The 26108-nt window shown below is 40.8% G+C and carries 22 protein-coding genes and 1 tRNA gene; 19 read left to right on the top strand and 4 right to left on the bottom strand.

Going from position 1 to position 26108, the window contains the following annotated elements:
- Window positions 1-15: 15 nt before the first annotated feature.
- The 12 genes from OFO12_RS00115 to OFO12_RS00060 all read left to right on the top strand — a co-directional run bounded on the left by OFO12_RS00115 (window position 16) and on the right by OFO12_RS00060 (window position 13268).
- Window positions 16-1395: a WG repeat-containing protein gene (locus OFO12_RS00115; RefSeq protein WP_270869024.1), complete on the top strand. Its 1380-nt coding sequence runs from the start codon at window positions 16-18 to the stop codon at window positions 1393-1395.
- A 338-nt stretch (window positions 1396-1733) separates the two neighbouring features.
- Window positions 1734-2828 carry a UDP-N-acetylbacillosamine transaminase gene (gene pglE / locus OFO12_RS00110; protein ID WP_270869023.1) on the top strand — a complete coding sequence of 365 codons (1095 nt, stop codon included), beginning with the start codon at window positions 1734-1736 and terminating at the stop codon, window positions 2826-2828.
- Window positions 2825-4615 carry a polysaccharide biosynthesis protein gene (locus OFO12_RS00105; protein WP_270869022.1) on the top strand — a complete coding sequence of 597 codons (1791 nt, stop codon included), beginning with the start codon at window positions 2825-2827 and terminating at the stop codon, window positions 4613-4615. The genes pglE and OFO12_RS00105 overlap by 4 nt, the downstream gene beginning before the upstream one ends.
- Window positions 4616-4617: 2 nt before the next feature.
- Window positions 4618-5229 carry an imidazole glycerol phosphate synthase subunit HisH gene (gene hisH / locus OFO12_RS00100; protein WP_270861924.1) on the top strand — a complete coding sequence of 204 codons (612 nt, stop codon included), beginning with the start codon at window positions 4618-4620 and terminating at the stop codon, window positions 5227-5229.
- Window positions 5229-5936 (top strand): 1-(5-phosphoribosyl)-5-[(5-phosphoribosylamino)methylideneamino]imidazole-4-carboxamide isomerase, encoded by a 708-nt coding sequence (gene hisA, locus OFO12_RS00095; protein WP_270869021.1) that lies wholly within the window; start codon window positions 5229-5231, stop codon window positions 5934-5936. Before hisH ends, hisA begins: the two co-directional genes overlap by 1 nt.
- A 27-nt stretch (window positions 5937-5963) precedes the next feature.
- Window positions 5964-6800: a 50S ribosomal protein L11 methyltransferase gene (locus OFO12_RS00090; protein ID WP_270859394.1), complete on the top strand. Its 837-nt coding sequence runs from the start codon at window positions 5964-5966 to the stop codon at window positions 6798-6800.
- Window positions 6793-8730 (top strand): ATP-dependent zinc metalloprotease FtsH, encoded by a 1938-nt coding sequence (ftsH, locus tag OFO12_RS00085; protein ID WP_270869396.1) that lies wholly within the window; start codon window positions 6793-6795, stop codon window positions 8728-8730. Before OFO12_RS00090 ends, ftsH begins: the two co-directional genes overlap by 8 nt.
- A gap of 1 nt (window position 8731) precedes the next feature.
- The gene (gene pssA / locus OFO12_RS00080; protein WP_270859396.1) at window positions 8732-9469 is read left to right on the top strand and encodes a CDP-diacylglycerol--serine O-phosphatidyltransferase; all 738 of its coding nucleotides are present in this window, start codon (window positions 8732-8734) and stop codon (window positions 9467-9469) included.
- 82 nt (window positions 9470-9551) lie between these two features.
- Entirely contained in the window at window positions 9552-11069 is a 1518-nt protein-coding gene (locus OFO12_RS00075; protein ID WP_270861921.1) for a 2-isopropylmalate synthase, read from the top strand.
- A 146-nt stretch (window positions 11070-11215) separates the two neighbouring features.
- Window positions 11216-11554, top strand: a complete 339-nt coding sequence (gene atpE / locus OFO12_RS00070; RefSeq protein WP_270859398.1) for an ATP synthase F0 subunit C — start codon at window positions 11216-11218, stop codon at window positions 11552-11554.
- A 32-nt stretch (window positions 11555-11586) separates the two neighbouring features.
- Window positions 11587-11672 (top strand) — tRNA-Leu (locus OFO12_RS00065).
- A 198-nt stretch (window positions 11673-11870) separates the two neighbouring features.
- Window positions 11871-13268 carry a carbon starvation CstA family protein gene (locus OFO12_RS00060; RefSeq protein WP_270869020.1) on the top strand — a complete coding sequence of 466 codons (1398 nt, stop codon included), beginning with the start codon at window positions 11871-11873 and terminating at the stop codon, window positions 13266-13268.
- A gap of 265 nt (window positions 13269-13533) precedes the next feature.
- On the opposite strand, the gene OFO12_RS00055 is transcribed toward OFO12_RS00060, so the two are convergent.
- The 4 genes from OFO12_RS00055 to OFO12_RS00040 form a co-directional block, all read right to left on the bottom strand.
- Complete coding sequence (locus tag OFO12_RS00055) at window positions 13534-14499, bottom strand: helix-turn-helix transcriptional regulator (protein WP_270869019.1); 966 nt, start codon at window positions 14497-14499, stop codon at window positions 13534-13536.
- Between the two features lie 52 nt (window positions 14500-14551).
- Window positions 14552-15955 carry an anion permease gene (locus tag OFO12_RS00050; protein WP_270869018.1) on the bottom strand — a complete coding sequence of 468 codons (1404 nt, stop codon included), beginning with the start codon at window positions 15953-15955 and terminating at the stop codon, window positions 14552-14554.
- Window positions 15956-15973: 18 nt separating this feature from the next.
- Window positions 15974-17329, bottom strand: coding sequence for an adenylosuccinate lyase (purB, locus tag OFO12_RS00045; protein WP_270860740.1), 1356 nt, complete (start codon window positions 17327-17329; stop codon window positions 15974-15976).
- Window positions 17330-17591: 262 nt separating this feature from the next.
- Window positions 17592-18077, bottom strand: a complete 486-nt coding sequence (locus OFO12_RS00040; RefSeq protein ID WP_270869017.1) for a YbaK/EbsC family protein — start codon at window positions 18075-18077, stop codon at window positions 17592-17594.
- Window positions 18078-18168: 91 nt separating this feature from the next.
- Between OFO12_RS00040 and mnmG the strand changes: the two genes are divergently transcribed.
- From mnmG to OFO12_RS00005, 7 genes are all read left to right on the top strand, one after another.
- On the top strand, window positions 18169-20040 hold the full coding sequence (mnmG, locus tag OFO12_RS00035; RefSeq protein ID WP_270869016.1) for a tRNA uridine-5-carboxymethylaminomethyl(34) synthesis enzyme MnmG: 1872 nt from the start codon (window positions 18169-18171) through the stop codon (window positions 20038-20040).
- A gap of 496 nt (window positions 20041-20536) precedes the next feature.
- On the top strand, window positions 20537-22099 hold the full coding sequence (locus tag OFO12_RS00030; RefSeq protein ID WP_270869015.1) for a cyclic peptide export ABC transporter: 1563 nt from the start codon (window positions 20537-20539) through the stop codon (window positions 22097-22099).
- Window positions 22100-22207: 108 nt separating this feature from the next.
- The gene (locus OFO12_RS00025) at window positions 22208-22531 is read left to right on the top strand and encodes a c-type cytochrome (RefSeq protein ID WP_270869014.1); all 324 of its coding nucleotides are present in this window, start codon (window positions 22208-22210) and stop codon (window positions 22529-22531) included.
- A 103-nt stretch (window positions 22532-22634) separates the two neighbouring features.
- Window positions 22635-23609 (top strand): biotin synthase BioB, encoded by a 975-nt coding sequence (gene bioB, locus OFO12_RS00020; protein ID WP_270869013.1) that lies wholly within the window; start codon window positions 22635-22637, stop codon window positions 23607-23609.
- Window positions 23610-23663: 54 nt separating this feature from the next.
- The gene (locus tag OFO12_RS00015) at window positions 23664-24287 is read left to right on the top strand and encodes a riboflavin synthase (protein WP_270869012.1); all 624 of its coding nucleotides are present in this window, start codon (window positions 23664-23666) and stop codon (window positions 24285-24287) included.
- Window positions 24251-25090 (top strand): polyphenol oxidase family protein, encoded by an 840-nt coding sequence (locus OFO12_RS00010; RefSeq protein WP_270869011.1) that lies wholly within the window; start codon window positions 24251-24253, stop codon window positions 25088-25090. Before OFO12_RS00015 ends, OFO12_RS00010 begins: the two co-directional genes overlap by 37 nt.
- A gap of 9 nt (window positions 25091-25099) precedes the next feature.
- Window positions 25100-25855 carry a hypothetical protein gene (locus tag OFO12_RS00005; RefSeq protein WP_270869010.1) on the top strand — a complete coding sequence of 252 codons (756 nt, stop codon included), beginning with the start codon at window positions 25100-25102 and terminating at the stop codon, window positions 25853-25855.
- The last annotated feature ends 253 nt before the right edge of the window (window positions 25856-26108 follow it).

The following is a 26108-nucleotide window of genomic DNA, read 5'->3' as shown; positions in this document are numbered from 1 at the left end:
TATTAAGGACATGGCATGGGTATTTTTAAAGATATTTGGGATTTTTTCTTTGGCGATTCTGATGAAAAAAATGACAAAAGAAATAGAACGGTTTATAGACCACCTCGAGCTCCAAAATCTTATGGTTATTGTTGTGGTTATGAAAAGATTTGCAAAGATGGGAAATTTGGACTTAATGATAAAAATGGAAACAGCGTTCTTCCTTGCGATTTTTCTGAAATTAAAGAATTTGATAATAAGTTTATATTGATTAAAAAAGATAACAAATTTGGGCTTATTGACATAGACGGAAATGAAATTGTTCCTTGTCATTTTGATAAAATCAAAAAATTTGATAATAAATTTACACTGCTTGAAAAAAATAATAAATTTCGACTTATTGATAAAAATGGAGATAATATTACTCGTCATATATATGACGAATTGGAAGAATTCAATGATTATATAAAAGTCAAAAAAGACGGCAAATTTGGTTTTATCGATAAAAATGGGAATGAAATCATATCTTGTATTTATGATAAGATTAAAAAATTTAATGAAGATTTTATTCTAACTAGAAAAGATAATAAATATGGACTACTTGATAAAGATGGCAATGAAATTATATCTTGTATTTACGCTTCTTTTCCTTATAGTGATATTCAGAAAATTAACAATGAATTTTTATTGGTTGAAAGAAAAAATAAATATGGACTACTTGATAAAGATGGCAATGAAATTATATCTTGTATTTATGCTTCTTTTTCTTATAGTGATATTCAGAAATTTAACAATGAATTTTTATTGGTTGAAAGAGAAAATAAATATGGTTTAATTGATAGAAAATATCCAAGAGTTATAGATTGTGTTTATGATGAAATTCGCAATTTTAAAGACAGCCTTATTTTGGTTAAACAAAATAATAAATTCGGTTTTATTGATAAAAACGGAAATGAAGTTTATCAATGTATTTTTGATGAATTTAATGGCATATCTGTGAAAAAAGATAGCAAATTTTATATGTTAATTACAACAGATTGCAAATTTTATGTGGTAGATAGAAAAGATGATAAATTAGGTTTTAGTGATAATAATGGAATTGAAATTATACCTTGTATTTATGATAAATTATCTACAAGGATTGTTTATGTTAAAAAAAATGATAAATTTGGAGTAGTGAGTGAATTTGGAGATGAGATATTGCCTTGTAGGTATAATGAAATAAATAATCTAACAAAAATATTTGGGAATATTAAAATTGAAAAAAGCAATGAAGAAGATGATGAAAATAAATTTAAATCTTCAAAATATGATAAAATAGGCGATTGGATTGATGATATATATGTTTTATATAATAGTGATAAAGTATTGCATATAGGAATAGACGGGACTATAATTGACATAACAGTATCGTAGGATGGGTATCCTTGCCCACCTAATGAGCAAGTAAGTGGTTACAATGATAAAATTCAATCCTCATTTTATCTATCCAGCCTAAAATTTAATAAATGCAAAAAATTTGGCGGGTGGGACACTCATCTTATGGCTGATTTCGAAAAAATTTTTACAAATTTCTAGTTTATAAAAAGCAAAATTTATAAATTTGCAAATTTTACAAAACAGCAAAAATAAAAATCATAAATTTATTTAAAAGTGGTAAAATAACGGCTTTTAAATTTTTAAATTTGCAATTTTTTGGTTGCAAATCGCCTAAAAATTAGGCTAAATTTATAAATTTCATCGAAAGAGAGAAAATGGCAAGAATATTTTTAAGCCCCCCAAATATGGGCGGAAACGAACTAGAATACATAAAAAAAGTTTTTGAAAGCAACTACATCGCACCACTTGGCGAGTATGTTAATAGATTTGAAAAATCAGTTTGCGATTACACTGGCGCGAAATCAGCTCTCGCGCTAAATGCCGGCTCAGCCGCACTTCATCTGGCATTGCGAACGCTAGGCATAAAAGACGGCGATGTGGTGCTGGGATCGACTTTTACCTTTATGGCGAGCCTTAATCCAATCTTTTATGAGCGTTGTGTCCCTGTGCTAATCGATAGCGACGAAAGCTGGAATCTAAGCCCTGAGCTTCTAAAAAAGGCAATCAAACTAGCGCCCAAAAAACCAAAAGCCCTAATCCCGACCCACCTTTACGGACAGGCTGCGAAAATGGACGAGATAATGGAGATTTGCGAAAATGAAAATATCGCCGTTATCGAGGACGCAGCTGAGGCACTTGGCGGATTTTACAAGGGCAGGGCACTTGGCACGATTGGCGCGTGTGGTGCGCTAAGCTTTAACGGCAACAAAATCATCACCACAAGTGGCGGCGGAATGCTTATTAGCAATGATGAAAATTTAATCGCCAAAGCAAGGTATTATAGCACGCAGGCCAGAGAGCCACTTTTGCATTATGAGCATTTGGATTATGGATATAACTACCGATTAAGCAATGTTTTGGGCGCGATTGGTGTGGGACAAATGGAAGTTTTGGAAAAACGCGTCGAGCGAAAAAGAGAAATTTTCGCACTTTATAGTGAGCTTTTAAAAGACTGCGCCGAGTTTATGCCAGAAATCGAAAATTCACGCGGAAACAGGTGGCTTACAACCTTGGTTTTCAAAGAAAAAAATGCTCACTTACGCGTAATCGACGCGCTAAATAAAGCCGATATCGAAAGCCGTCCGCTATGGAAGCCAATGCACATGCAGCCAGTTTTCAAAGGCGCATTAAGCGTGGTTGATGGCACGAGCGAGGATCTATTTAGTCGCGGAATTTGTCTGCCAAGCGGAAGCGATATGAGCGACGAGCAGATCGCAAAAGTCGCCGAAATTGTAAAGAAAAGCTTATGATTTTTAGACCGACCAAGCTTAAACGCTTCGCATTTTTTCTGATTTTAGATATTTTAATCTCGATTTTTAGCGTCGCAATCGCCTTTGTGCTTCGTTTCAGCGGTGATATCCCAAACGAATTTTACAAAGGCTTGCTACTAAGCGCGACCCTAATCACCGCTATTCGCATTGCGTATTTGTGGTTTATGAAAATTTACCTTGTGCCGTGGCGATTTTTCGGGCTTTACGAAGCGCGCAAAATTTTCTACACGCACATTTTCACGGCTTTGACATTTTTGGCGATTTTCTTTTTAATGGAAAAGATTTTTAACCCCTTCCCGCGCTCTGTGATTGCCATAGATGCGGCGATTTGCTTTATTTTAATCAGTGGCGTAAGAATCTCAAAACGCATGTTTTTGCTCCACGAAAAGTCAAATTCTAACGCCAATGAACCATGCGTCGTCGTGGGCGCGACTAGCAAAACTGTGCATGTGCTAAAAGGTATGCGCCAACACCACATAAACTACTATCCTGTGGGCGTCGTCGATGGCAGAAAAGAGTTAGTGGGCACATACTGCGAAAATTTCGTCGTGCGCGCAAAAAGCACAATCCCAGAAATGATAAAAGAAAGTGGCGCCAAAACCGCTATCGTGGCACTTTCACTGCACCCAGAAGATCTCAAAGAGCTCTACGACGAGCTAATCGCGTATGGGCTAAAAGATATCAAGCTATTTTCGCTACTAGAAAACGAGCAGAAAAAAATCCGCGACATTTCGATCGAAGACCTGCTCGCGCGCAAACCAAAGGATTTGGATAAAGAGGCGATTAAAAATTTCATCGACGGCAAGGTCGTTTTAGTAACTGGCGCAGGTGGCACGATAGGAAGCGAGATTTGCAAACAATGCTTGAATTTCGGTGCAAAACGGCTGATTATGGTCGAGCATAGCGAATTTAACCTTTATCAAATCAACGAAGCCACGAACGCAGATTCTCGCAACGAATTAAAAATGATAAATATCGTTTATCGCGATGAATTCGATGAAATTTTTGCCGAATTTAAGCCTGATGTCGTGGTGCATGCAGCAGCGTATAAACATGTGCCGCTTTGCGAATTTAATCCGCATTTAGCGGTGAAAAACAATGTCCTTGGCACGAAAAATGTCGTGGATTTATCCAAAAAACATGGCGTTAAAAAGGTCGTTTTAATCTCCACTGATAAGGCTGTGCGCCCTACAAATATCATGGGCACGACAAAGCGAATTTGCGAGCTTTACAGCCTAAATTCGAGCGATGAAGCCACTCAAATCGTGGCTGTGAGATTTGGAAATGTGCTAGGAAGTAGCGGAAGCGTAATCCCGAAATTTAAACGCCAAATCGAAGTAAACGAGCCACTCACCGTTACGCACCCTGATATCGTGCGGTATTTTATGCTAGTTAGCGAAGCTTGTCAGCTAGTGCTTCAAGCGGCCTCAATCGCCAAAGGCGGGGAGCTTTTTGTCCTTGATATGGGCGAACCTGTCAAAATCGCAGACCTTGCCAAACGCATGTTGCAGTTAGCCGGAAAAGAGGAGCTTGGGATTAAATTTGTCGGTCTTCGTCCCGGCGAGAAGCTTTACGAGGAGCTTTTGATCAACGAAAACGATAAAAGCACGAAATATCAATCGATCTTTGTTTCAAGCTTTACAAAATACGATTTAGAAAAGTTAAATTTGCAAATTTCAGAGCTTGTAAATGCCGAAAACTGCGAAGTTGCAAGCAAACTCAAAGAGATTGTGCCGGAATTTGACCATAAATTAAATAAGGATTGATTTTGATAGGAATTGTTGATTATGGTGCTGGAAATATACGAAGCGTGAAAAACGCCCTTAGCTTTTGTGGGGCGAAATTTGAGCTAGTGAGTGAGCCTGAAAAACTTTTAAAATGCGATAAAATTCTCCTTCCTGGCGTTGGGGCGTTTGGCGAAGCAATGGCTAAACTAAAAAGCGCAAATTTAGATGAAGCAATAAGAGAATTTGTCGCAAGTGGGCGGTATTTTTTGGGAATTTGCCTTGGTATGCAACTTCTCTTTGACAAAAGCGCGGAATTTGGTTCGAGTGAGGGGCTTGGGATAATTAGTGGCGAAGTGGTGAAATTTGATGAGAGCAAATTTAGCGAGAGTTTAAAAGTCCCGCACATGGGCTGGAACACGCTGGAATTCACAAGGCAAACACCGATAAATTCGGGACTTGAAAGCTCTGTTTATGCGTATTTCGTGCATTCTTATCACGCGCTTTGCGATGAAGAATTTATCCTAGCAAAGACGGCGTATGGGTATGAATTTCCTAGCGCAGTTTGCAAAGAAAATGTTTTTGGCTTCCAGCCACACCCCGAAAAAAGCCACGAAAATGGCATAAAAATAATTAAAAATTTCACGGAGTTATAATGGAAATTTTACCTGCGATTGATTTAAAAGAGGGCCTTGCTGTGCGCCTTAGCAAGGGCGAAATGGAGAGTGCTAAAATTTATTCAAAAACCCCTTGGGAATTAGCCAAAAAATTCGAAGATTTTGGGGCGAAATACCTGCATTTAGTAGATTTAGACGGAGCGTTTGCAGGAGAGCCGATAAATTTCAAAACGATTGAGAAAATCGTAAATTCGACAAATTTAAAGGTCGAAGTGGGCGGTGGAATCCGCGATGAAAAGCGCATAAAAGACTACCAAAATTTGGGCGTTTATAGATTTATTTTAGGCTCAGTTGCGCTAAAAAATCCAAATTTTGTCAAAGAAATGTCGCCAAAATACAATATCGTCGTAGGAATCGACGCGCTTGGTGGCATGGTCGCAACCGAGGGCTGGGCAGATGTGAGTAGCATTAAAGCGACCGATTTGGCTAAGCTTTACGCAGGAGCGGGAGTTAGCGCGATAATCTGCACGGATATAGGTAAAGATGGCATGCTATGTGGCGTAAATGTGGAATTCACAGAAGCAATCGCCGAAGCTAGCGGGATTGATACGATAGCTAGTGGCGGCGTGAAGAACATTAGCGACATTTTGGCGTGCAAAAACAGCGGCAAAATCGCAGGCGTGATTGTCGGCAAGGCATATTACGAGGGCAGTATAGATTTAGAAAAAGCGTTTAAAATTTTGTGATATTGTAATGGCTTTTAAGGTTTTGAGATGAAAGAATTTTATAATGAAATGAGTGTAAAGAGCCAAAACGGCTTGGAATTTTTCAAAGATTTTGTCTTTGAGCTTGGGATTTCGTGCATAGAAGAGCGCGAGGGCGAGTTTATCGTGCGCGATGAGGATAGCCTAGAAATGGTGAAATTCGCGCTAATCGAATTTAAAGAAGCCTTGCAAAAATCCACAGGGGCGCAAATTTCGCTAGAAATCGAAATTTCGCAAAAGAAAAATCAAGATTGGATAAACGAGTATAAAAAGGGCGTCGAGCCGATTGAGGTGGGTAAATTTTATGTCCGCCCTAGCTGGTGCGAGAGCAGAGCAGGGCTAATCGATATTTTAATCGATCCAGCGCTTGCCTTTGGCTCAGGGCACCACGAGAGCACAAATATGTGTTTGCAAATTTTAAGCGAGATTACCAAAGAGGGTGCAAAAGCCCTTGATGTGGGCTGTGGAAGCGGAATTTTGAGTATTGCGATGAAAAAGCTTGGTGCAAATGTCAGCGCGTGCGATACTGACGAGCAAGCCACTGATGCTAGCGTGCAAAATGCGCAAAAAAACGGCGTGAGCTTGGATAAAATTTGGACAGGAAGTATCGCAGGAGCAGGCGAAAAATACGATTTAGTCGTAGCAAACATAATCGCTGATGTGATTTTGATACTAGCCAGCGATTTGAAAAACGCGCTAAACCCGGGCGCACACCTCGTGCTTTCTGGAATTTTAGAAAATTACAAAGATAGAATAAAATCTGCATTTTCGGATTTGCGCTTCGTGAAAATGGAACAAAAAAACGAGTGGTGTAGCTTTGTTTATGAGAAAGGTGAAAATGAATAATCAAAATAACAAAAATCAACAAAACGGCGGAGGAAATTTTTTCAACAAAAATCCTATTGGTATGTTTGTGGTTTTTGCGCTGATTTTAATTGTGATTTTTAGGGCAATTAGCCCAAATGGTGGCGGTTTTGGCGAGGGTGCGACCCTTGGAAATTTAGGCGTGGGACAGACTAGAAATGTCAGCTACTCAGAGCTAAAATCACAGCTTAAAACAGGTCAAATTTCAATGGTTTCTATCGGCAAAACCACGATAAAAGCCCAAAGTGGCGATACAATGTATGTGGCTCAAAGGGTCGATGATAACGAGCTTGTGAGTATTTTGGAGAGCAGAAATATCCCTTATGGCGCATATAACGAAACAAATTTACTCACAGATTTGCTTTTTAGCTGGGTTTTACCGCTTGTGATTTTCTTTGGAATTTGGATGTTTTTGGCCAATCGTATGCAAAAAAATATGGGTAGCGGTATGCTAGGAATCGGCAGTTCGAAAAATTTAATGAGTGCAGAGAAGCCAAATGTCAAATTTAGCGATGTCGCCGGTGTCGAAGAGGCCAAAGAAGAGGTCAAAGAGATAGTTGATTTCCTTAAAAACCCTGAGCGATACATAAGCTTGGGAGCGAAAATCCCAAAAGGCGTCTTGCTTGTAGGCCCTCCCGGCACGGGTAAGACACTGCTTGCAAAGGCTGTCGCAGGAGAAGCAGATGTGCCGTTTTTTTCGATTTCGGCTTCTAGCTTTATAGAGATGTTTGTAGGCGTGGGCGCAAGTAGGGTTAGAGATTTGTTTGAAACAGCCAAAAAACAAGCACCTGCGATTGTTTTTATCGATGAGATTGACGCGATTGGAAAAAGTAGAAATTCGGGTGGAATCGGCGGTGGAAACGACGAGAGAGAGCAGACCTTAAATCAACTTTTGGCAGAAATGGACGGCTTTGGCACAGAATCTAGCCCAGTCATCGTCCTAGCTGCGACAAACCGCCCAGAGACGCTTGATGCTGCGCTTTTGCGCCCGGGTAGATTTGATAGGCAGGTTTTGGTCGATAGACCTGATTATGACGGCAGAATCGCGATTTTAAAGGTGCATATGAGAGATGTCAAATTTGCCCGTGATATCGATATTGAAGAGATTGCTAGGCTAACTGTGGGCTTTGCGGGAGCGGATTTGGCAAATATCATAAACGAAGCCGCGCTTTTAGCAGGTCGTGAGGCGAAAAAAGAGGTCGAGCAAAAAGACCTGCTCGAAGCAATTGAGCGCGTGGCGATAGGACTAGAAAAAAAATCGCGCCGTGTCAATCCTGTGGAGAAAAAAATCGTCGCTTACCACGAGAGCGGTCATGCGCTCATCGCCGAGCTTACCAAAGGCGCAATGCCAGTTAGCAAGGTTACGATTGTGCCGCGCGGGCTTGGTGCGGCTGGATATACGCTAAATTCGCCGTTTGAAAATAGATTTTTGCACCAAAGATATGAAATTTTCGCTGAAATCGATGTTTTACTCTCTGGTAGGGCGGCCGAGGAGGTCTTTTTGGGCGAGATTACAGACGGGGCTAGTAACGATTTACAGCGCGCGACTGATTGGCTAAAATTTATGGCGGCTAAGGTCGGTATGACAGACGAGCTAGGCTTAATCGTGCTTGAAAAACAGCAATATTCGTTTTTAAACGGCGGTCAGAGCATTAAGGATTACAGCGAGGAAACAGCGGTAAAAATCGACAACTATGTCCGCACAAAGCTCGATGAACGCTACAAAGCTGTGAAAGAGACCTTGCGAGTTTATGCGCCTGCAATCGAGGAAATGGTAAAAACTCTGTATGAAAAAGAGACCGTCGCTGGCGAGGTTATCGTGGAGATTATCGATAAATTTGAAAAAGAAAACAATTTGCCGACGCGTTTGGTGCGAAATTTAGCCAAAGAAAATTCAGAAGAAGAGGCGTAAAATGGAAGAAGAAAGAGGAAAATTAGTATATATTTTGCCAAATCTTTTCACCGCGGCTAGTATATTTTTGGCTATGCTTAGCATTTTTGCTTCGATAAACGGCCATTATGCTAGCGCGATTGCGTATATAATTTTTTCTTTGATTTTTGACGGACTTGACGGGCGCGTGGCAAGGCTTACGCACACGACGAGCAAATTTGGCGTAGAATTTGACAGCCTTGCTGATATAGTGGCGTTTGGCGTGGCGCCAGCGGTGCTGTTTTATTTCGTCATCGGTAAGGATTATGGGCAGGTTGGCACGCTAATTAGCGCGCTGTATGTGATTTTTGGCGCTGTGAGGCTAGCGAGATTTAATGTCACTGTGGGCACCTACGAGCCAAATGTTTTCATCGGTCTGCCGATCCCAACTGCGGCTATTACGATTGCTGTGTGGATTGGGATTTACCTCAAATACGAGGTTTCGTCTGTGTGGGGTGGCGTATTTATCATCGGCATGGCAATTTTGTCGTTTTTAATGGTTAGTAATATCCGCTTCCCAAGCTTTAAAAAGATAAATTTAAAACGGCCAAATGCGATTAAAATTTTGGTTTTGCTCATTGTTGTGTTTTTTTCGTGTCTGTATCTTTTCAAACTCGAATTCCCTGCATTTATCATTTTGCTATACATAGGATACGGGCTAGTGCGCGCGGGGCTAACGCTTATCGGGGTTAAATTTAACAAACAAAGCAAAGAGAACTAAATAATAAAATTTATCAATTCCAACTAAATTTAAGCCTAAAATTGCTATAATCGCCAAATTTTATCAAATGAAAGGGTAGGTTATGGATAAAAATAAAATTATTATTTTTGATACGACATTGCGCGACGGCGAGCAAAGCCCGGGCGCTTCGATGAATACAGAAGAAAAAATCCGCCTTGCACTCCAATTAGAAAAACTCGGCGTCGATGTTATCGAGGCTGGGTTTGCAGCGGCTAGTCCGGGGGATTTCGACGCGATTAATCAAATCGCAAAGGCTACTAGTAAGATTAGGGTTTGTTCGCTATCTCGCGCGCTCGAAAACGATATCAAGGCCGCAGCGCAGGCTATCGCGCCAGCGAAATTTCAGCGCATACACACCTTCATCGCCACTAGCCCGATTCACATGGAATTTAAGCTAAAAATGAAGCCTGATGAGGTCATCAAACGCGCAGTTGCGGCTGTGCAATACGCGAAGACTTTCACAGATGATGTGGAGTTTAGTTGCGAGGATGCGTGCAGAAGCGATGTGGGCTTTATGAAGGAAATTTGCGAGGCGGTTATCGGCGTGGGCGCAACTACGATAAATTTACCAGATACCGTGGGATATCGCTTGCCAAATGAAATTTACGCGATTTTTAAAGAAATGGTCGAATTTATAGATGGTAGAGCGATAGTATCAGCTCACAATCACAACGATTTAGGACTTGCCACAGCAAACACACTAGCGTGCATTGAAGCTGGCGCGCGCCAAGTCGAATGCACCATAAATGGCCTTGGCGAGAGGGCTGGAAATACTGCGCTCGAAGAGATTGCAATGGTCGTAAAAACTAGAAATGACCATTTCTCGCCACTTTATACGGATATAATTTTCAAAGAAATTTATCCATCAAGCCGTCTAGTCGCAAGTATCACAGGCATCGAACCGCAACCAAATAAGGCAATCGTGGGCAAAAACGCCTTCGCGCACGAAAGCGGAATCCACCAAGACGGCGTTTTAAAACACCGCGAAACTTACGAGATTATGAAGGCTGATGATATCGGGCTGGATAAAAACTCTCTCGTGCTTGGCAAACACAGCGGACGCCACGCTTTCAAGGACAAATTAATATCCCTTGGCTATGAGTTAGACGAGGCGCAGTTGCAAGTGGCGTTTGAGAAATTTAAAATTTTAGCCGATAGCAAAAAAGATGTCTATGATGAGGATTTAAGAGAGCTTGTAAATGACGAATTTATGGGCGCGAAAACCAAAGCTTACGAGATCGCGCTTCTTAGCTCAAATGGCTGCAACAAAGGCCACGCAAGCGCGGCTGTCACGCTAAATCACGATGAAATTTTGCTAAGCGATAGCGCGCTTGGAAATGGTGGGGTCGATGCGATTTTTAAAGCGATTGATCGCATAAGCAAGGTTAGTGGCGAGCTCAAAGATTATCAAGTCAAGGCTGTATCCAAAGGCAAAGATGCTCTTGCCAAAGTAACCGTTAAGGTCGAATTTGAGGGCACTGGCGCGATTATGGGGCATGGGCTCGATGTCGATACAATGCTAGCCTCAGCCAAGGCTTATGTCGGCGCATTAAATACATATTTAGCTTCGAAAAAATAAAATTCATAAAGTGGCGAAATTTGGGCGAATTTTGCCACTTTTTTAAACTAATTAAAAGCAAAATTTCACTAGAATACCGCACTCAAAATGTTCTTAGTAGGGGACAGATCCGAAAGGCGTTTTGAAATTTTATTTTGGAGACTTTTATGAAAAAAGTTTTGGTTTTACTTTTCGCGCTTTGTGGCGCAGCATTCGCAGGTGAGGAGCTTAGCGCTTATACTCAAATCGTATCATACTCAGCAATCGCTGTTGGTATCGTTCTTGGTTTTGCCGCTCTTGGTGGCGCTGTTGGTATGGGTAATGCAGCTAATGCAACAATCCTTGGTATCGCTCGCAACCCAAGCGTAGCTAGCAAACTATCAACTACAATGTATATTTCGCTAGCGATGATCGAAGCACAAGTTATTTATGCGCTTGTTATCGCATTTATCTTGCTTTTCGCTAATCCTTTTGTTACAGACGCTCTTACAAAAGCAGCTGCGTAATCACTCGCCCGCACTTTCGCGGGCTCTTTCATGCGACCATGGTGGAATTGGTAGACACGCTATCTTGAGGGGGTAGTGCGCTTCGCGTGTGCGAGTTCAAATCTCGCTGGTCGCACCATAAATTTTATCCAAATTTACTATTTCAAATTCGCCCATTAACGAAATTAAACAAAAATCACGCAAAAATAACATTTTTTCTAAATTTTAAGCAATATTATTTGTAAATGCTAGATAAATTCAAATTAAATTTATGTAACATTATATACAATTTTACAAACAATTTTTTTTGTTTTGAATTCTTTTTCGAGGAGGCAAAATGCTTTGGTTTTTCTTTTGTGTAGCGCTTCTGATTGGAGCGTTTTTTACATACGGAAAATTCGTAGAAAGTGTTTTTGGTGCCAGTGCTGAGCGCAAAACTCCTGTGCATGACATGGCCGATGGCGTGGATTATGTCAAAATGTCAGATTGGAAAATCTATCTGATCCAAATCCTAAACATCGCCGGTCTTGGACCTGTATTTGGTCCGATTATGGGTGCGCTTTATGGTCCTGTGGCTATGCTATGGATCGTCATCGGAACGATTGTAGCAGGTGCTGTGCATGACTACTTTTCTGGTATGTTGAGCGTGCGCGCAAACGGTGCTTCTATCCCTACCGTCGTAGGTGTGCAGTTAGGAAACTGGGCGAAACACTTTATGAACATTTTCGCTCTTGTATTGCTTGTGCTCGTTGGTGTTGTTTTCACAACTGGTCCTGCTGGCCTTCTTAAAGGCATTACAGGTATGGAAGCTGGTATTTGGGTAATCATCATTTTTGCTTACTATTTTATCGCGACACTATTTTCAATCGATAAAATCATCGGTAGATTCTATCCGATATTCGGTGCTTTGCTGATTTTCATGTCAGTTGGTCTTACGATTGGATTTATCGTTAGTGGCAGAAGCTTCTATCCAGAGGGTCTAAATTTCTTCGTAAATATGGATCCAAAAGACCTTCCACTATGGCCATTGCTTTTCGTTACTATTAGTTGTGGTGCGCTTTCAGGCTTCCACGCTACACAATCACCGCTTATGGCTAGATGTATCCAAAACGAAAAATCAGGTAGAATGGTTTTCTACGGCGCAATGATTGGCGAGGGTATTATCGGTCTTATTTGGTGCACACTTGGTCTAAGCTTCTATGAGACCAGAGAGGCTCTTGCGGCAGCTGGTAACCCAGCACAAGTAGTCCATGAGATCTCAAAAACACTTCTTGGACCTGTTGGTGGTATCATTGCGGTTCTTGGTGTCGTTATTTTGCCTATCACATCTGGTGATACTGCGTTCCGTGCGGCTCGTTTGATTATCGCTGATTTTTTCAAAATGCCACAAAGAGATATCGTAAAACGACTTTTCATTGCCGTTCCGCTATTTGCTATCGGTATCGGTCTATCTCAAATCGACTTTGGTATCATTTGGAGATATTTTGGTTGGGCGAACCAAACAACTGCGACTATCATGCTATGGGCAGCGTCAGCCTACCTATACCGCAGAGGTAAATTCTTCTGGGTTACTTTGATCCCAGCAATCTTTATGTCAAATGTCGTAATCGCTTACCTTGTAAATGCGAAAATCGGCTTTAACATGCCTATGACTATCGCGACAGCGGCTGGTATCATCGGCACTATCGTTATCTTGCTACTATTTTTCAAACTCAAAAAAGTTAGCGAAGAATAATTCATAAGGGGCAAATTTTGCCCCTTTTTTAAATTTTAAAATTTTAAATTTTATCCATTTTTTAAAATTTGTTCCACCGCGCGAGTAAAATCTGCCAAATCGAAGCTTTGCATTAAAATTTGAGCGTTTTTATAGCTAAATAGTATCCTGCCATACCACCTACGGTCGAATACACTCTCGCAAGTCGCGGTAAAACGCTAATTCTAGCACTTGAATCGCTCTATCTCTTGGCGCAAACGCAAATGAAGAGCGAGTGAAATTTAGGCTAAATTTGCAAATTTAGCCTATCTAAATTTTTCCCAAATTTTAGATAATCCATAATTAATTTATCAAATTTATCCCTTGTTGATTTCGGCGAAAGTATTACAAAATCAGGAAACCAACGCCTTGCTAGTGGCATTAGCATATCATCGCTACTTATGGTAAATTCGACCACTCGCCATAAATTTTCTAAAATTTCATCGGTGATTTTTTGCGAAGCGAAAAATGTCTTTTTTTCGAAAAATTTAACCACTTTTGGCGAGATAGCCACTCGCACCACAAAGGGCTCGGCTCTGTATCCGTCAAAAAATGTTTCTAAATTTTGTATAAAATTTTCTGTGTATTTGTCGGTATAAAAAGTGTTTTTAAGCAACCTAATCTCATCTATAAAATTCACTCTTAAAACCTCGAAACCGCTGTTTTTATCGCACTCTCTAAGCGTTGCGACGGACCAATTTCCCTTTGAATAAATAAGCTTTAAAATTTTTACATTTTTTAAAATTTCATTATCGTATTTTAAATTTGTATATTTTTTAAATTTAATCGCTTGTTGAAGTTTGGCAAAAATATCTAAATTCGGCGTTTTTTCGTGTGGCGAGCCTTTTATTAAAAAAATTTCGCTTAGCTCTTTTTCTAGTTTTTCATCGACTTTTTTGTGCGCTTGTGGCAAAAATTTACTAAATCCGGGATTTATGATATGGAGCAAATCGATGAGTTTTTCGCTTTCGTTTTGGTATTTGTTGGGGCTGATAAAGGTTTTGAAAAATTCTGTATTTTTGCAGATATAGCTTCCTTTGGCGAGTTTTGCGATAAATTCTTCGCCAAAAATCTCTCGCAGATCTTTTACATATCTTCTGGCTGTGCGGGTTGAAATGCCTGTTTGTAGGGCATAATCCTCGATGATTATCTCTTTTCCGCTAACGAAATCTTTAAGCAATTCCAAAATTTCAAAAACTTTTTTATTTGCCATGAAAAATCCAAATTTAAAAATCAAAAAGAGCGGAAAAATCCGCTCTTTTATTTTACCATAAACCTAGAACTTTCCACCAAATTCCGCCTATAATCGTCCAAATAAACAGATTTATCAGCGTTGTGATAAATCCTAGCCTCCACCACTCATTTTGGGTGTTGTAACCTGCACCAAAGATTATCGGTCCAGGAGCACCGCCGTAGTGAGTGATTGGCATCATGAGATTGCTTGCATAAGCAAACACGAGCGCTACGAAAACAGCAGGAGCTCCCGCTGCGATAGCAACTGCACCAAAAGCCGCATACATCGCAGTAATGTGTGCTGTTAAACTAGCAAATAAATAGTGCGAATAAACATAGATTAAAAGCAAAATTCCCATTATCAAAATCCAGTTTATATCGCCCATACCGCCTGCGACGGTGTCTGAAAACCACTTGATAAAGCCAAGTTTATTTAAACCGCCTGCAAGTGCGATTAGCGCACCCATCCACATTAGCGTATCCCATGCGCCTTTTTCGCCGATTACATCGTTCCACTCTAAAATTTTTAAAGCAACCATAACACAAACCGCTATCATACCGACATTGGTCGCATTTATGCCTGTTAGGGTGCCGGTTGCCCATAAAAGCAATGAGCCGATAAAAACGCCAAGCATACATTTTTCACTTTTTTGCATAGGTCCGATTTTTGCAAGTTCGGCTTTTGCGATTTCTTTGCCTTGTGGAAACGCCTTTATCTCAGGCGGATAAATTTTATAAAGCACAAAGGGGATTATTATAAGCGAACAAATCGCAGGAACAATCGCACCAAGCGCCCACAATGTCCAGCTAATCTCCACACCAAATGAGCTTAACGCTAAGCTTGCAATCAGCGGGTTTCCTGCCATAGAGGTTAGAAACATACCATTTGTAATGGTGTTTCCTTGCCAAAGCGTTTGCATGAAATATGCTCCTGCCTTTTTTCTGCTTCCCTCATCAGGCTCAGAACCTAACGCCTTAGCTAACGAATTTACGATAGGAAATAAAATTCCACCAGCCCTAGCACCACTACTTGGCATAGCAGGGCTGATAACCGCATCGCTTATGACGATGGAGTAACCTAGCTTTAAGGTGCTATCTCCCAAAAGCGAGATGATTTTATACGCAATGCGCCTACCAAGCCCTGTTTTGATAAATCCGCGCGCTATCATATACGCGCTTACGATCAACCAAATAGTCGAATTCCCAAAACCAGCTAATGCTTCTGCTGGTTTCATTGTTTTGGTTAAAATCGTAATCGTAACACCGATAAACGCAACCGCTCCGATTGGAAGCGGTTGCAAGATAAGACCTAAAATTGTGGCAAAAACTATGGCAAAAAGATGCCATGCTTGATCGCTCACAGCCTCAGGATGCGGACAAAACCATATAAGAAGTCCTATAATAACGACTAGAATTCCTTTTGTAAGCTTATTCATAGCTTATCCTTTTTAAATTTATCCGAAGTATTTTTTACTATCTTCGATAACTCTATCTACAAAAGTAGCACTCAATCCGACATATTTTTCAGGTTGCATGATTTCTTCTAAATCTGCTCTTGTGAAATATTTACTAACCTCTTCGCGCTCTAAAAGATCATCAATTACTGGTTTGCCGTCTGTGAAGGCTTTCATACAAACTTCATAAACGATTTCGTGCGCAGTTAAACGACCAAGCTTTTCGCCTAGGTGTAGCATTACGGCTTCGCTTAGCATTGCGCCTTTTAGTGCGTTGAGATTTCTTTTCATATTTTGTGGATAAACAAGTAAATTTTCTAAAATGTCGTTGATTTTTTCAAGCGCACCCGCGATTAAAATAGAGCTTTTTGGAATTGCGTCCCACTCGACCGCCTCGCAACCCCAGTCGCGCTCGTTTTCGCACTCCATAGCCTCTACCATTAAAGGTGCTTGTGCGCGGACAATTTTAGTTAGAGCGATTACGCCTTCGCAAACTTGCGGATTTCGTTTATGTGGCATAGTAGAGCTTCCTACTTTTCCCATGAAAAACGGCTCTTCAACCTCGCAAATTTCAGTTCTTTGAAGACTTAAAATTTCTCTTGCGATGCGTCCGATTGTTCCTGCGATTATCGCTAGCGTAGATACATACTCAGCCATGTGATCTCTGCTTGGGTGCCATGAAATCACAGGGATATTTAAGCCCAAATCCTCCATCATAAGTTTTTGCATTTCTAAGCCTTTGCCCTCTTGGCTAGCCATAGTGCCGACCGCACCGCTTAATTGACCAACTAAAACTCTTGGAGTAATCTCTTTTAATCTATCAAGGCTTCTGCGAATTTCTTGCGCCCACATTGCAGTTTTAAAACCAAATGTGATAGGTAAAGCGTGTATTACATGCGTTCTACCAGCCATAACTGTGTTTTTGTGCTCGGCTGAAATTCTCAATGCCTCTTTGTAGGTTTTTTCTAAAAGTTTTTTGATAAGCGGTAAGGCTTCTTTGATTTGCAAAACCATACCATTATCCATAATATCTTGGCTTGTCGCACCCCAATGCACGAATTCGCCACTATCATCATCAAAGACCTTTTTAAATTCTTTTAGCAAAGGAACGATTGTGATAGAGCTTTTGTAGTTTTCACCTATCGCGTCTAAATCTAAAAGCTCGGCTTTGGCAAATTTTGTGATTTGCTCGGCGCGTCTTGGCTCGATAATGCCTAGTTTTGCTTGCGCTCTTGCAAGAGCAGCTTCGGTATCTAGCCATTTTTGCGCTTTGTTTTCGTCGCTAAAAATCTTTCTCATCTCTTCGCTGACGAACATAACTCTAAAAACTCTACTATCTACAACACCTGATGCCATTTTGCACTCCTTAAAAAGAAATTTATTTTTCTAATTTTCTTGGCAAAATTTTACTGAATAAAAATGTCAGAAATTGTCCGTTTGGATTTTAAAAAATTTGGATTGTCGAAATTTTAATTAAAAAAAGTGCGCTGTTTTGGGAATTTGTTGAAATTTTGCTAAATTTGATTTATTTAAATTTAAGCCCAAATTTAGGGAATAATTTTAAAAATAGTGTCAAAATTTGTCCGTTTAAATTTAAAAAAGCCAAATTTTTATTTGGCTAAATTTTAGCGAATTTTACCAGCTTTGGATTTGCGATTTTTTGGTAATCTTTCGCGTTTAAAATCACCGAGTGATCGAGCAAGCCTGCGTTAAATGCGATTTCGTCATATCGCTCAAAAAGCGCAGGGTCGCAGACTAGAACTAGCTTTTCGTGGAAGCTAAACGGCGGCACAGAGCCAAAAACGCAATCGCTTAGCTCCAAACCCTCTGCTGGCGATACTAGCGAAGCGCGGTTTCGCTCAAACACCCTTGCTAGCGCGCTAAGGTCTGCTTGCATATCGGCTGGAAGCACAGCTAGGGCATAGATTTTTTCTCCGCCACCTTTTAGGGTGCAAATCAAAGCTTTTGCACCCTGTCCAAGCTCGGTGCCTCTTGCTTTTGCGACCTCTGCGCTAGTGCCTACGCTATCGTGAGTTACTACGCGAAATTTCGCTCCGTTAGCCTCTAAAATTTCAACGATTTTATTAAAAATTTTCTCGCTCATTTTCAATCCTTTTTAAATTTTAAAAGCTCAATTTTACCAAAATTTCATAGAGTTTTTGATACTATCGCACGCAAAATTTTAAAGGAAAAATATGAATTATGATGTGATAGTTATAGGCGGCGGACACGCTGGAATCGAGGCTGCGCTAGCAAGCGCGAAAATGGGCGTGCGCACACTTTTGATTACGATTTTAGTTGAGCAATTAGGCGCTGCAAGCTGTAATCCAGCAATCGGAGGCCTAGCTAAGGGGCATTTGGTCAAAGAACTCGACGCTCTTGGCGGTCAAATGGGGCGCACCACCGATGAGTGCGGGATCCAATTTCGCATACTAAACGAGAGCAAAGGCCCAGCTGTGCGTGGTTCGCGCGCGCAAATCGATATGGATAAATATCGCATTTATATGCGAAATTTGCTTTTAAACACGCCAAATTTGGAGCTCACGCAGGAGATCGCAACCGAAATTTTAAGCGAAAATCGTGATGATGAAATCATCGTGCGAGGCGTGAAAACCCACCTTGGCAACGAATACACCGCCAAAAAGGTCGTCATCACCACTGGCACATTTTTAAACGGCCTTGTGCATGTGGGCGAAAGCACCATAGAAGCGGGGCGCGTGGGCGAATTACCATCGAAAAATCTCTCAAATTCGCTCAAATCTTTCGGGCTAAAAATGGGCAGGCTCAAAACCGGCACCTGCCCTAGAATTGACGCAAAAACAATCGATTTTAGCGTCTTAGAGCGTCAAGACGGCGACGAAAATCCAAAGCCATTTAGCTTCCGCACCGAAAATTTCGCGCCAAATCAGCTTCCATGCTACATTGCCTACACAAACGAAAAAACTCACGAGATAATCAGCTCAAATTTCGCCCGCGCGCCGATGTTTACTGGGCAAATTTCAAGCACGGGACCAAGGTATTGCCCTAGCATAGAAACCAAAATTTACGAATTCCCAGATCGCGAACGCCACCATGTCTTCGTCGAGCCCCAGACTGCGCAGGCTAGCGAGTATTATGTCAATGGACTTTCGACTTCGCTGCCTTACGATGTGCAAGTGGGCTTTATCCGCTCGATTAAGGGCTTTGAAAACGCCAAAATCGTGCGCCCAGGATACGCTATCGAATACGACTATGTCGATCCAACTGAGCTCAAACACTCTTTGGAGTGCAAAAAGGTCTCGGGGCTGTATCTTGGCGGACAGATTAATGGCACCACAGGCTACGAGGAGGCTGCGGCGCAGGGGCTTATGGCGGGCATTAATGCAGGCCTTGCCGTGCGCGCCAAAGAGCCACTAATCTTGCGCCGCGACGAGGCTTATATCGGCGTGCTAATCGATGATTTGGTCACCAAAGGCACGAAAGAGCCATACCGCATGTTCACTTCGCGCGCCGAGTTTAGGCTACTTTTGCGCGAGGATAACGCGATTTTGCGCCTTGGCAAATATGGCCACGAAATAGGGCTGATTGATGATGAAATTTATAGCAAAATTTGCAAGATTGAGGGCGAGACGAGGGCTGGCGTGGAGCTTTTAGAGGCCAAAGAGCTCACGCCAAACAAGGCAAATTTGGCGTTTTTATCTGAGCTTGGCGAAGAGCCGATAAGCCAAAATGTAAGCCTGCAAAAAATCGTAGCCAGAAAGAGCTTTACAAAAGAGAAATTAAAGTCGCTCGATCCGATTTTTGCGGGATTTTGCGATGAGAGTTTGGAGCAAATTTTAGTCGAGTGCAAATACAAACACTACATCGCCGAACAGCGCGCCAGTATCGATAAAATGAAGGATATGCTAAGTGTGAAAATCCCTGAGGACTTCGATTTTCGCGCGGTTAGCGGGCTTAGCAATGAAGTGGTTGAAAAACTCGAAAAATTTGCCCCGCCGACGCTGTTTGCTGCAAGTGAGATTTCAGGTGTAACACCTGCTGCGATTGATATTTTGCACATTTATATCAAAATGCGCGGGAAAAAATAAAGGAAATGCGAAGCATTTCCGAAAAATTAAATCAGCTAAATTTAAAGCGAAGCTTTAAATTTAGCCACTTCTAAGGTTTTACAGGGGTGGGGGTTGGTAAGGGGGAGGGTAGCGTCTCCTAAAAAGCGCGCCCTCCCCCTTACAAGAAAAGCAAAATTTCGCCTAAAATTTAAAAAAATCGTTCAATGCTAAATTTTAGATTGAATTTTGAATTTAAATTTTTCTGGATTGCTTCGAAAACTTCGTTTTCTCGCAATGACAGCAAATTTAGCGTAAGGAATTTTAAAGTCGTAGATTGCTTCACTTTCTGCGAAAGCTCGCAATGACAGATTTAACAAATTTGCCTGTCATTGTCATTGCGAGTAAATTTCGGGGCAGTGTTTGGGGGTTGCGCTAGCGAAATGCGAAATTTTAAAATTTCAAATTTACCAAATTTAAAATTTATAAAATTTTTTGTGCTTAAATTCCGCGATTAAACAAATTTAAGGACAAAATTTTGAAACACTACAAAGGTTTTGGCAAGCAAATTTTGCTAATGATTATCTTTAATGCCGTTTATAGTGGCGCTGGAATCGCGATTTTGGCGTTTATCAACAAATATTTGCTAGGCGAGGGCGAGAAAACGACCTCGCTGATTTTTATGTTTTTTGGGCTTTTGGTGCTGTTTTTGGCTCTATCAGTCGCTTCACGCGCCGTGCTTTGCGTGATTGAGAATAACTTCGTCTTCAACCTGCGCTCAAAGGTCATCAAACAGATAATCGATACGAAATTCGAGTGCATTGAGGCCGCGTCAAAGGCGAATTTGCTGGCGTCGCTAAGCTCTGATATTTCGCGCCTGACTGACGGATTTATGCGCATTAGCGAGCTAATCCAGGGCGGTATGACGGTCGTGTTCGCTGGAATTTACACGATTTACATTTCGCCGAAAATGTTTTTGTTTTTGTTCGTCTGGATCGGCGCGCTGATGATTTTAAACCAGTTAATCATGCGCAAAGTAATGCAAAATTTCGACGCTTACCGCAAAAACGAGGACGAGCTTTACAAGAACTATTCTAAGGCGATTGAGGGGCACAAGGAGCTTTCGCTAAACATAAAAAAAGCGCGCTATCTTTACGAAAATGAGTTTATCCCAAACGCAAACAATCTGCGCCAAACCTCGCTAAAAGCGCAGGTTTATCAGGCATTTGCGGGGAATTTTATGAGCGTGATGATGTTAGGCGCTGTGGGTGTGGTGCTATTTTGGGGGCTAAATGGTGGCGCACAAGCCCTCGCAAATGCCGTAACAATCGCGCTTACGATACTATTTTTGCGCGCGCCACTGATGATGCTCGTTTTCTCTTTCCCAAGCATTTTGCGCGCCAAAATCGCTTATCAAAAAATCGAGGAATTAGGGCTAGATCCGCATGTGGCGGGATTTGAAATAAAAAATTTAGCCCCGTGGCAAAAACTCGAATTAAAAAATGTAAGCTTTACCTATAAAAACGGCAAATTTGGCGTGAAAAACCTAAATTTAGCCATAAATTCGGGCGAGGTCGTGTTTCTAGTCGGCGAAAACGGCAGCGGCAAATCGACGCTGTTTATGATTTTATCAGGACTTTATGGCGCACAAAGTGGCGAAATTTGCGTAGATAATAAGGCAGTAAGTGCAGATGATTTGCGTTCATATAGCAACAATATAAGCGCGGTTTTTAGCGATTTTTATCTGTTTGATTATATTGTGGGCGATGAAAATACTGCGCGCGAGTGGTTAGAGATCATGGAAATTTCGCAAAAGGTCAGTATCGAAGGGGGCAAATTTAGCACCACAAATCTCTCCGCAGGTCAGCGCAAACGCCTAGCACTCGCGGCTGCGCTTAGCGAGGGGCGCAAATTTATCATGCTCGATGAGTGGGCAGCAGATCAAGACCCACACTTTCGCGCGCACTTTTACGAGTGCATAATCCCAAGGCTCAAAGAGCGCGGATACACGATATTTGCGATAAGCCACGATGATAAATATTTCGGTGTGGCGGATAAAATTTATAAAATGAGCGGGGGCGAAATTTCGCAAATTCGCTGAAATTTCGCCATAAATTTTGTCGGATTAATTTTTCTTTGATAAAAATTTAATTTTAATTTACAAAATTTAGATTATACTTCACACGCAATTTAACTGAAAGGATCGAAAATGAAAAAAGTTTTCATCGCATGTGCTGCATTAGCGGCAATTAGTTCAAGTGCTTTTGCTGCTGACGGAGAGGCGCTATTCAAAAAATGCGCAGCATGCCACGGCGCAAACGCTGACAAACCTTACCTAGGCGGTAAAGTTCCAGCGCTGAACACACTTGCAAAAGACGATATTGTCGCTAGTATCAAAGGCTATAAAGAAGGCACTGTCGGCGACGGCGGTAAGGGCAAATACGGCATGGCTGGCGTAATGAAAGGCCAAGTCGCAACACTAGATGACGAGTCAATCGCAGCATTGGCTGATTTCATCGAAAGTAAAAAATAATCCCCCTTTTTAATCAATTCTAGCCTGGCGCGTCCCCCTCGCGTCAGGCTTTTTTAATTTAATCAAATTTATAATCCTTGAAATTTCGAAATTTGGAGCTTTTATGAGCGATTTAAATTTTATAAACGAGATGAAAAACAAGGCTATCGTCAGTGAGAGTTTAAGCAAAAATGAAGCGTTAAATTTAGCCAAAACTAGCGATTTGGACGCACTTTTGAGCACGGCAAACGAGATTAGGCAAATTTGCTGTGGCGATGAGTTTAATTTTTGCTCGATTATAAATGCGCGTTCTGGCAAATGCTCGGAAGATTGCAAATATTGCGCTCAGTCTGCGCATTTTAAAACAGGTTGCGAAACTTACTCGCTTTTGGATGCTACGCCCGTTTTGCAAATGGCACAGCAAAACGAAAAGGCAAAAGTTCATCGCTTTTCGCTCGTTGCCAGTGGTCGCGGGATAAGCGAAAATGACAAAGATATGCCAAAAATCGAGCAAATTTATCGTGCGCTAAGAGAGCAGACGAATTTGCACCTTTGTGCTTCGTTTGGGCTTGCGAGCGTGCAAGCCTTGCAAAAGCTTAAAGATAGTGGCGTGAAAACCTATCATCATAATTTAGAGACTTCGCGCAGATTTTATCCGCGAATTTGCACCACGCACAGCTATGATGATAGGGTGCAAACTATCAAAAACTGCCACGCTGTCGGGCTTGATGTGTGTAGCGGCGGGATTTTTGGGCTTGGCGAGAGCATGGAAGATCGCATAGATATGGCGTTTGAGTTGCGAGAGCTTAGCGTAAGCTCCGTGCCGATAAACATTTTAATGCCGATTTCAGGCACTCCGCTTGAAAACTGCGCTCCGCTTAGCGAAGAAGAAATTTTACGCTCAATCGCCGTGTATCGATTTATTTTACCGCGTGTTTATCTGCGTTTTGCGGGCGGACGCGTAAAGCTTGGTAAAAGTATCGAAAAGGCGCTAAATTCCGGCGTAAATTCGGCTATTACAGGGGATTTTCTCACCACCACAGGGGATAGCATAAGTGGCGATATGGCGCTTGTTTCTGCGCTTGGATTTAGGATATAAATTTGCGAATTTAAGCTGTTTTTTGTAAAATTTCGCAAAAATTTTGGAGAAAAAATGTTTAACGGACTAATCAGAGAAATCGCCGAAGTTGCTAGTTTTAGCGGAAATTCGCTTCGAATTCGCGCTAAATTTCGCCCTGAGCGTATCGGCGATAGTATCGCTATAAACGGTGCGTGTCTTAGCGTAACGCAAATTTTATCTGACGGCTTTGTCGTGGAGATTTCGAGCGAAACGGCAGGGCTGATAGCCACGCAAAATTTCAGAGGCAGAGTGCATATCGAACCTGCTATGCGACTTGGAGATCGCATTGACGGGCATTTGGTGCAAGGGCACATCGACGGCGTGGGCGAAATCACAAAAATTACAAAGCTAAAAAGCGGATATGATTTTTTTATAAATTTGCCAAAAAATTTAATGCCGTTTGTCGCAAATAAAGGCTCGGTTGCAATCGACGGCGTTAGCCTTACCATAAATGAAGTCTTGCCTAGCGGAATTCGCCTAACCATAATCCCGCAAACTATGAAAGATACGCTATTTGGCGAGTTTAAAACGGGGCGAAAAGTAAATGTCGAAACCGATCTGCTCGCAAGATACGCAGCGCGAATTTTGGGCTTTGTGGGCGAGAAAAAAGAGAGTTTGTCGTGGGATCAGGTGAATTTGATTTCAAGCCTTTACTAAATGCCTTTAAATTTGGCTTTACTGATAAAATTGGGGTAAATTTTGCTGATACTGCGCCGAAAAATTTTAACGGCGAAAATTTGGGAAAATTTGGCAAATTTAACCTTGCTTTTCATGTTGGCGATGAATTTGAAAATGTGCTAAAAAATCGTTTTAAACTGGCAAATTTGCTAGGTTTAGAGTTACGAAATTTGATTTTTATGAACCAAATTCATAGCGATAAAATTTGCGTTGTAGATGAGAAATTTATGGCTGAATTTGGGGCGAAATTTGATAAATTTTTTGAATTTGGCGAATTTAGAGATTTTAGCGAAAAAACGCAAAGCGAATTTGTGAAAATTTTCCCTGAGTGCGATGCTATGGTCACAAATTTGCATGGCGTGGGGCTGTGTGTCATGGTGGCTGATTGTTCGCCTGTTTTGCTGCTTGATGAAAAAAGCGGCGCAGTGGGCGTGGCTCACGCAGGGCGAAATGGCGTAATGCAAAAAATAGTAACCAAAACTGCACTTAAAATGAGTGAAATTTACGGCACGGAAATTTGCGATTTAAGCGTGATTGTGGGGGCAAATATAAGGGGCGAGTGCTATGAAGTAAGCGATTTGGACCTTGGCGAATTTAACGCCTTTAAGCGTGGAAATAAATTTGATATGAATTTGGCTTTAAAGGCTGAATTTAGCGAACTTGGCATAAAAAAATTCACATTTAGCAAATTTTGCACTCATTGCGAAAATCATCTTTACTCATACCGCCGAGACGGCGTAACAGGTCGCTTTTGTGGGTTTGTGGTGAAAAATAGAAATTAGGACTTTAAAATGGAATTAAAAGAATTTATAAAATTATCGGTAAATGTGCTAAAAGATAAGACGCCATATATGGAACAAAAAAATTTAATAAGTGATATTTTTAAAAAAACCGAAAATATTCTTATTAGACTTACCATAATTGACTCGTTGTATTCTACGCAAATGAATAAAAGATTGTATGGCTTAAATGACTTAGCCAATGAAATCGGTAATAGAGATTGGGATAAAGAAATTCAAAATTTCAAAGATAACAAACCAAATAAAATTAGTAAATTATTGGATGAAAAATATGGAATAAAGAAAAGTGGTAGAGAATTCGGACAGGCTAGGTCGTTGATTTCAAAATATATTTATTTTGCAACAAATTATAACTTTCCAATCGAAGATAGACTAGTAAAAAAAGTATTAAATGCGGTTTTAAAATATTTTGAATATAGCAAAATTGATATGGATAAAAACGATATATTAAGGGAGTTAATTATTTTTTGTGATAATTGTGAAATAAAATATTCAGATTTCGATAATTTATTATGGTTGTTAGGCAAAATCAAAGAAGGCTCTTTGGCTTCAATTGTCGATAAAGAAAAATATGAAAAAATAATTGAAAAATTAGAATTATCAGATATAGCTAAAAGTAAGGTTTTTGATGAGAAAATGGCTGAAAAATTAAAAAATATAAATGAAATAGATAAAATCAAGAATTTAATATCTAATGACTTCTATGAATTTTTAAAATTTGCCAAAAATATTAAAATAGAAAAATAAAAATATCCATTGTTTTAAGGGCAAAATTTGACTTTTGCTTGTCATTGCGAGCGAGTGTAACGAGTGAAGCAATCCAGTGAAATTTAAATTCAAAATTCTACTTAAATTTAGCATTGAATTATTTTTTAAATTTAGCCTGCGCTGTGAAATTCTTTGTAAGGGGGAGGGCGCGCTTTTTAGGAGACGCTACCCTCCCCCTTACCAACCCCCACCCCTGTAAAACCTTAGAAGTGGCTAAATTTTAAAAAGCGTT

Source organism: Campylobacter sp. JMF_04 NA10, from assembly GCF_027737655.1.
In the GTDB taxonomy this organism is placed as follows: domain Bacteria; phylum Campylobacterota; class Campylobacteria; order Campylobacterales; family Campylobacteraceae; genus Campylobacter_B.
Note: the sequence above shows the minus strand (reverse complement) of the source record. Positions and strands in the feature narration are given on the sequence as shown.

Coding starts and splice junctions, on each gene's coding strand:
- OFO12_RS00115 (WP_270869024.1), top strand. CDS start 16: ATGGGTATTTTTAAAGATATTTGGGATTTTTTCTTTGGCGATTCTGAT.
- pglE (WP_270869023.1), top strand. CDS start 1,734: ATGGCAAGAATATTTTTAAGCCCCCCAAATATGGGCGGAAACGAACTA.
- OFO12_RS00105 (WP_270869022.1), top strand. CDS start 2,825: ATGATTTTTAGACCGACCAAGCTTAAACGCTTCGCATTTTTTCTGATT.
- hisA (WP_270869021.1), top strand. CDS start 5,229: ATGGAAATTTTACCTGCGATTGATTTAAAAGAGGGCCTTGCTGTGCGC.
- OFO12_RS00090 (WP_270859394.1), top strand. CDS start 5,964: ATGAAAGAATTTTATAATGAAATGAGTGTAAAGAGCCAAAACGGCTTG.
- ftsH (WP_270869396.1), top strand. CDS start 6,793: ATGAATAATCAAAATAACAAAAATCAACAAAACGGCGGAGGAAATTTT.
- pssA (WP_270859396.1), top strand. CDS start 8,732: ATGGAAGAAGAAAGAGGAAAATTAGTATATATTTTGCCAAATCTTTTC.
- OFO12_RS00075 (WP_270861921.1), top strand. CDS start 9,552: ATGGATAAAAATAAAATTATTATTTTTGATACGACATTGCGCGACGGC.
- atpE (WP_270859398.1), top strand. CDS start 11,216: ATGAAAAAAGTTTTGGTTTTACTTTTCGCGCTTTGTGGCGCAGCATTC.
- OFO12_RS00060 (WP_270869020.1), top strand. CDS start 11,871: ATGCTTTGGTTTTTCTTTTGTGTAGCGCTTCTGATTGGAGCGTTTTTT.
- OFO12_RS00055 (WP_270869019.1), bottom strand. CDS start 14,499: ATGGCAAATAAAAAAGTTTTTGAAATTTTGGAATTGCTTAAAGATTTC.
- OFO12_RS00050 (WP_270869018.1), bottom strand. CDS start 15,955: ATGAATAAGCTTACAAAAGGAATTCTAGTCGTTATTATAGGACTTCTT.
- purB (WP_270860740.1), bottom strand. CDS start 17,329: ATGGCATCAGGTGTTGTAGATAGTAGAGTTTTTAGAGTTATGTTCGTC.
- OFO12_RS00040 (WP_270869017.1), bottom strand. CDS start 18,077: ATGAGCGAGAAAATTTTTAATAAAATCGTTGAAATTTTAGAGGCTAAC.
- mnmG (WP_270869016.1), top strand. CDS start 18,169: ATGAATTATGATGTGATAGTTATAGGCGGCGGACACGCTGGAATCGAG.
- OFO12_RS00025 (WP_270869014.1), top strand. CDS start 22,208: ATGAAAAAAGTTTTCATCGCATGTGCTGCATTAGCGGCAATTAGTTCA.
- bioB (WP_270869013.1), top strand. CDS start 22,635: ATGAGCGATTTAAATTTTATAAACGAGATGAAAAACAAGGCTATCGTC.
- OFO12_RS00015 (WP_270869012.1), top strand. CDS start 23,664: ATGTTTAACGGACTAATCAGAGAAATCGCCGAAGTTGCTAGTTTTAGC.
- OFO12_RS00005 (WP_270869010.1), top strand. CDS start 25,100: ATGGAATTAAAAGAATTTATAAAATTATCGGTAAATGTGCTAAAAGAT.